General features: G+C 70.7%; 5 protein-coding genes. 4 read left to right on the top strand and 1 reads right to left on the bottom strand.

The window, feature by feature from the left end; translation table 11 throughout:
* The first annotated feature begins 208 nt into the window (after positions 1-208).
* Positions 209-1,300 carry a dTDP-glucose 4,6-dehydratase gene (rfbB, locus tag ACFQ4O_RS13885; protein WP_378776328.1) on the top strand — a complete coding sequence of 364 codons (1,092 nt, stop codon included), beginning with the start codon at positions 209-211 and terminating at the stop codon, positions 1,298-1,300.
* A 67-nt stretch (positions 1,301-1,367) separates the two neighbouring features.
* Positions 1,368-2,426 (top strand): ferrochelatase, encoded by a 1,059-nt coding sequence (hemH, locus tag ACFQ4O_RS13880; RefSeq protein ID WP_378776326.1) that lies wholly within the window; start codon positions 1,368-1,370, stop codon positions 2,424-2,426.
* Between the two features lie 197 nt (positions 2,427-2,623).
* Here the strand turns inward: hemH and ACFQ4O_RS13875 are convergent, their stop codons facing one another.
* Complete coding sequence (locus ACFQ4O_RS13875) at positions 2,624-4,204, bottom strand: glucan biosynthesis protein (RefSeq protein ID WP_378776324.1); 1,581 nt, start codon at positions 4,202-4,204, stop codon at positions 2,624-2,626.
* Positions 4,205-4,870: 666 nt separating this feature from the next.
* Between ACFQ4O_RS13875 and ACFQ4O_RS13870 the strand changes: the two genes are divergently transcribed.
* The gene (locus ACFQ4O_RS13870) at positions 4,871-6,028 is read left to right on the top strand and encodes a type III PLP-dependent enzyme (RefSeq protein WP_378776322.1); all 1,158 of its coding nucleotides are present in this window, start codon (positions 4,871-4,873) and stop codon (positions 6,026-6,028) included.
* A 37-nt stretch (positions 6,029-6,065) separates the two neighbouring features.
* On the top strand, positions 6,066-6,315 hold a 250-nt coding region (locus ACFQ4O_RS13865; RefSeq protein WP_378776320.1), incomplete at its 3' end, for a GNAT family N-acetyltransferase.

The raw sequence follows: 6,315 nt of genomic DNA, 5'->3' as shown, positions 1-6,315 counted from the left end.
CGGGACCGGGCGCCGTCGTCGTCGCCGGCTTCGAGACGCTGGCGGCGCTCGCCGTGCTGGCCTTCGGCGCGCTGATGCTGGCGGGCCTGCTCGCGACCGGGGCCAGCGGCGCGGGTTGACGCCGCCGCACCGGACGGCGCCTTCTGCGAAAGGTTCGGTCTCCGGCCGCATCCTTCCCCACCCACGGGCGTTCGAGGCTTCTGTCGTCATGGCGGTTCGGTTCAGGGACGCGCGCATCGCCGTGGTGGGCGGGGCGGGCTTCATCGGCTCGGCCCTGATCCTGCACCTGCTTAACGACACCGCCGCGCGGGTGATCAATCTCGACGCCCTGACCTACGCCGCCAATCCCCGCTCCCTTACCGAGGCGCAGGCCTCGCCCCGCTACGCCTTCGAGCGGGTCGACATCCGCGACGCGGACGCGCTCGGCGCCGCCTTCGCCCGCCACCGGCCGACGGCGATCGTCAATCTGGCGGCCGAGAGTCATGTGGACCGCTCGATCGACGCGCCGGGCGCCTTCGTCGAGACCAATCTCATGGGCGCCTTCACCCTGCTGCAGGAGGCGCTGCGCCTCTGGCGCGGGCTCGACGGATCGGAAAAGGCGGCGTTTCGTCTGCTGCAGGTCTCCACCGACGAGGTGTTCGGCTCGCTCGACGGCGAAGGGGCCTGCGACGAGACCGCGCCCTACCGCCCCAATTCGCCCTATTCCGCCACCAAGGCCGGCGCGGACCATCTGGCGCGCGCCTGGGGCGCCACCTACGGGCTGCCGACGATCGTGACCCATGGGGCGAACACCTACGGCCCGCGGCAGTTTCCCGAGAAGCTGGCGCCCATGATGATCCTGCGCGGCTTAGGCCTCCGGGAGCTGCCGGTCTATGGGCGGGGCGACCAGGTGCGCGACTGGCTCCACGTGGAGGACCACGCCCGGGCGCTCGCGCTCGCGCTGGAGCGGGGCGCGCCGGGCGCGACCTACGCCGTGGGCGGCGGGGGGCTGAGGCGCAACATCGACGTGACGCGGGCGGTCTGCGCGGCGCTCGACCGGCTGGCGCCCGCGCCGGTCCCTCGGGAGAGCCTGATCCGCTTCGTGGCGGACCGGCCGGGCCACGATCTCCGCTATGCGCTCGATTCCTCCCGCATCGCCCGCGAGCTCGGCTGGCGCCCGCAGGAGAACTTCGAGGCGGGGCTGGAGCGCACCGTGCGCTGGTATCTCGACAACCGCGCGTGGTGGGCGCCGCTGGTCGAGGGCGAGGCGGACGCGCTGCGGCGGCGTGGGCTCGGGGCGGCGCCGTCAAGCCCGGTTTGAACCGCTGTACTCCTGCGCCGGGAGGACTATGTTCCGGCCGTCTTCTCCGTGGAGTCCGCCCCGTCCGATGAACGCTTCCGCGCCCCTGAGCGACCCGCGCGCCGTCCGCCTTCCCGCCGATCATCCGCCCGTGAAGAGCGGCCGCATCGGCGTCCTGCTGGTCAATCTCGGCACGCCGGACGCGACCGACTACTGGTCCATGCGACGCTACCTGAAGGAGTTTCTCTCCGACCGCCGGGTGATCGAGACGCCGCGCATCCTGTGGTGGCCGCTCCTGAACGGGATCATCCTCACCACCCGGCCGGGCCGGAAGGGCAAGGACTACGACACCATCTGGAACCGGGAGCGCGACGAGAGCCCGCTGCGCACCATCACCCGCTCCCAGTCCGAGAAGCTCGCCGCCGCCCTGTCCGACGCCGCGCCGAAGCTGGTGGTGGACTGGGCCATGCGCTACGGCAACCCCTCCATCGCCTCGCGCATCGAGGCGCTGCAGAAGGAGGGCTGCGACCGGCTGCTGCTGGTGCCGCTCTACCCGCAATACGCCGCCGCCACCTCCGCCACCGTCTGCGACAAGGCGTTCGACGCGCTGAAGGCCATGCGCTGGCAGCCGGTGCTGCGGGTCGCGCCGCCCTGGGCGGACGATCCGGTCTACATCGAGGCGCTGACGGGGTCGCTGAAGGCGGAGCTGGCGAAGCTTTCCTTCGAGCCCGAGGTGATCCTGGCGTCGTTCCACGGCGTGCCCCAGTCCTACCTCGCCAAAGGCGACCCCTATCACTGCCAGTGCCAGAAGACCGCGCGGCTGATGCGCGAGGCGCTGGGCCTCGACGCCACGCGCTTCCGCATCACCTTCCAGTCCCGCTTCGGCCCGGAGGAATGGCTGCAGCCCTACACCGACAAGACGGTGGAGGCGCTGGCGAAAGAGGGCGTGAAGAACCTCGCCGTCTGCATGCCGGGCTTCACCGCGGACTGCCTGGAGACGCTGGAGGAGATCGCCGGCGAGAACGCCGAGATCTTCAAGCACAACGGCGGCGAGAACTTCGCCGCCATCCCGTGCCTCAACGACAGCGCCGAGGGCATGCGCGTGATCGAGCACGTGGTGCGCCGGGAGCTGATGGGCTGGCTGTGACCGCCGTCTGAAAGGGCTTCCGCCCCCTTCCTTGTCCCGGCCTCGAGCCGGGACCCAGACCCGCCGCCCTTCCAGAACCAGCGCGCCGCCGCCGCGCTTCAAGAGCGGGCGTCGGCGCCCGCCCTTCCTGCCTCGATGTCGGGACAGGATCGGGAGCAGGCGAAGGGAGTTTTCGGCCCCGTCGCCCCCGCCCTCGTTCAGCCGTTCTCCGGCGCGTAGGTGAAGGTCCAGGTCTCGGTCAGCGCGCGTTCGCCCGCCTTCAGGAAGGCGCGCAGCTCCACCGGCTTGCCGCCGTCCGCCTGCACGTCGATGCCGACCCGGAAGCCGCCGATCTTCGGGTTGGGCGTCACGAAGGCGCCGCGGATGGCGCCGGTCGAGGCCGAGGGCACCACCTGCACCCGCGATGGCTCGTTGAGGTAGTAGGGTAGGTCGCCGCCGGCGAAGTCGATGATGAAGCGCTGGGAGCCGGGAGGCGCGGTCTCGGCCGCGCCGAGCGCGGCCGCGCGGGTCGGATAGGTGTTCACCGCCCGGCCGCCGGGATGCATCTTGCCGTCCGACGACAGCGATTTCAGCCGGTAGCCGAACACCTTCTCCTGGCCCACGGGCAGCGGCTCGGCGGGCGTCCAGAACGCGACGATGTTGTCGTTGGTCTCGTCGTCGGTGGGCAGCTCGATCAGCTCGATCCGGCCGGGGCCCCAGCCCTCGCGCGGCTCCACCCAGTAGCTCGGGCGCAGCTGATAGGCGAGGTCGAGGTCCTGATAGTGCTCGAACAGCCGGTCGCGCTGCATCAGGCCGAAGCCGCGGGGGTTGGTGTCCCACAGCGCGGTGGTCTGGGGCGTCTTGGGGTTGCGCAGCGGGCGCCACACCCATTCGCCGCCGCTGGTCTGCACCAGCAACCCGTCGGAATCGTGCAGCTCGGGGCGGAAGTCGCTGTAATGGCGGCGCTGGTTCTCGCCGTAGAAGAACATGGAGGTCAGCGGCGCGATCCCGAGCTTGGCGATCGGCTTGCGGGCGATCAGCGTCGCGGTCACGTCGACCGTGGTGTCCACGTCCGGATAGACCACGAAACGGTAGGCGCCGACGATGGACGGCCCGTCGAGCAGGGCGTGGATCACCGCCCGGTCGGCGTTGGCGCCCGGCATCTCCACCCAGAACTCGCGGAAGTCCGGGAACTCCTCCGGCGTCGGCAGGCCGCTGTCCACCGCGAGGCCCCGGGCCGAGATGCCGTAGACCTGGTTGCGGCCGAGCACGCGGAAATAGCTCGCGCCCACGAAGGAGATCAGCTCGTCGAACACCCGCGGGTCGTTGAGCGGGTAGTGCAGCCGGAAGCCGGCGAAGCCGAGATCGACGGGCAGCGGGCGCTCGAACTTGTTGGCGCCGTAGTCGAACAGGGCGGCGGAGTAGGGCGCGGGCGTGGCGATGCCGTCGCGCACCACGTTCACCACCACCGGGCGGCGGTAGAGGAAGCCCGGATGGAAGAACTGCATCCGGAACGGCCCGCCGCCGGTCGCCAGCAGCGCCCGGTCGGTGCGGAAACGGATGTCGCGGTACTGGTCGAAGGTGAGGTTGCGCAGGCTCTCGGGCAGCTCGGGCGCGCGGCCGTCATAGGGCTCGCGGGCCAGATCCCGGGCGCGGCGCACCACGTCCTCATAGGCGAAGGCGGGGGCGGGGGGCGGCTGCTGGGCGAGCGCGGGAACGGAGGCGGCGAAGGCGCAGGCCGCGGCGCCGAGCCGAAGCGTGTCGCGGCGCGAGAAGGGGCGATGGGCGAAATCGGTCATCGGGTCTCGTGTCGGGAGGCTGACGGTGGGCGGCGCCCGCCCGCGCGGGGCGGCGCGGGAAGGCGGGACGTCGCTGCGCCTGCGAAAGGCGCAGGACCAAAGGAGTAGCGGGCCGCTCTCTCTCCTGCAAGCTGAGCGCCTGCGGCAGGCGTTTGGAATTCATTAAGAAAAAACCCCGCCGCGGGGGTCAGTTTTCTGTTGCATGCGACAGGGATCGCCCCTATCTCATCGCTCGCCCAATGAACGCGTGCCTGTGTCGTGTGTCGGGCGGCGGGAACTCCCCGCCGGGCAGCCCGATGGCCGGAAATCCCAACCGGCTCTAAGTCGTCTCTCCGACGGCGGACGCGACGTGAAGCAACGACGTAGAGGGCTTTTTTGGTCTCTGCCGGCTCTCCAAAGGCCGGGGTCACTGAAGAGGCGACTACTTCCTTGCCGGGCGCGTGGGTCCAGGGTTTCCCCCAAGTCCCAAGCGTGGCGCCGACCTGTCGCTGACGGATGCTCTCCGTTTCGCAAGGTCGTCGTGACTACGGCGTTTTCGAACGGTCTGAAGCCGCACGGCTTTCGGCCATGAGATGTCGACACCGACCGACGGCGCGTCTCCAACGCGCGCCGCGGGCGACCGGCGTCTCACACGCTCACACCTTAGAGACTTCGTTGGGACACGCCATGGCCTCGCACCTCGCCGCTCTTGAGAACGACCGCATCCGCCGCTTCCTCGCGGAGAAGAACTCCGACCAGCCGATCCTGGTCGTGGACAGCGAGATCGTGCGCGACAACTTCGCCAAGATCGCCCGCGCGCTGCCGGACACCCGCGTGTTCTACGCGGTGAAGGCCAACCCGGCGCCGGAGATCCTGCAGCTGCTCGCCGACATGGGCTCGTGCTTCGACTGCGCCTCCGTGGTCGAGATCGACATGGCGCTCGCCACCGGCGTGACCGCGGACCGCATCTCCTTCGGCAACACCATCAAGAAGGAGCGCGACGTGGCGGCGGCCTTCGCCCGCGGCGTGGGCCTGTTCGCGGTCGACTGCCGCGAAGAGGTGGAGAAGGTGGCCCGTCAGGCCCCCGGCGCCCGCGTGTTCTGCCGCATCCTCGCCGACGGCGCCGGCGCCGAGTGGCCGCTGTCCCGCAAGTTCGGCTGCGTTCCCGAGATGGCCGCCGACGTGCTGGAGCACGCCCACCGCAACGGCCTGACCGCCTATGGCGTGTCGTTCCACGTCGGCTCGCAGCAGAACAACGTCGGCGCCTGGGACGGCGCGCTCGCCTCCGCGGCCGCGATCTTCCGCGACTGCGCCGAGCGCGGCATCGCGCTCTCCATGGTGAACCTCGGCGGCGGCTTCCCCACCCGCTACCTCAAGGACATCCCGGCGGTGGACGCCTACGGCGAGTCGATCTTCGAGGGCCTGCGCCGCCACTTCGGCAACCGCATCCCCGAGACCATCATCGAGCCGGGCCGCGGCATGGTCGGCAACGCCGGCGTGATCGAGGCCGAGGTGGTGCTGGTGTCGAAGAAGTCGGACGCCGCGGACGAGCTGCGCTGGGTCTATCTGGACATCGGCAAGTTCGGCGGCCTGGCCGAGACCATGGACGAGGCCATCCGCTACCCGATCCGCACCGGCCGCGACGGCGACGACGTCTCGCCGTGCGTGCTCGCCGGCCCGACCTGCGACTCGGCCGACGTGATGTACGAGAAGGCGCCTTACGCGCTGCCCGTGAGCCTGGAGATCGGCGACAAGGTGCTGATCGAGGCCGCCGGCGCCTACACCACCACTTACGCGGCGGTCGCCTTCAACGGCTTCGCGCCTCTCGCCTCCGTCGTCATCTGACCCCTTAAAAGGTCGTCTAACCCTTCAGGAGGGTTTCATGGCCGTCATTCGTGACGAGGCCCCGGCCGACGCCGGGGCCCGCGAGGCTCTGCTCGACCGCGCCTTCGGCCCCGCCCGCTTCGCCAAGACCTGCGAGCGGCTGCGCGAAGGCCGTCTGCCGGCGCAGGGACTCGCGCTCACGGCCGTCGACGCCGACGGCCGCATGGTGGGCACGCTGCGCTTCTGGCACGTGGCGCTGGGCGACGGCCGCGGCGCGCTGATGCTCGGGCCCCTCGCGGTCGAGGCCG

Source organism: Methylopila musalis (assembly GCF_042679725.1).
Lineage (GTDB): Bacteria > Pseudomonadota > Alphaproteobacteria > Rhizobiales > Methylopilaceae > Methylopila > Methylopila musalis.
This window is presented reverse-complemented; position numbering and strand designations above follow the sequence as displayed.

What these genes read in the sequence shown, in the direction of transcription:
- rfbB (WP_378776328.1), top strand. Translation starts at nt 209, where the DNA reads ATGGCGGTTCGGTTCAGGGACGCGCGCATCGCCGTGGTGGGCGGGGCG.
- hemH (WP_378776326.1), top strand. Translation starts at nt 1,368, where the DNA reads ATGAACGCTTCCGCGCCCCTGAGCGACCCGCGCGCCGTCCGCCTTCCC.
- ACFQ4O_RS13875 (WP_378776324.1), bottom strand. Translation starts at nt 4,204, where the DNA reads ATGACCGATTTCGCCCATCGCCCCTTCTCGCGCCGCGACACGCTTCGG.
- ACFQ4O_RS13870 (WP_378776322.1), top strand. Translation starts at nt 4,871, where the DNA reads ATGGCCTCGCACCTCGCCGCTCTTGAGAACGACCGCATCCGCCGCTTC.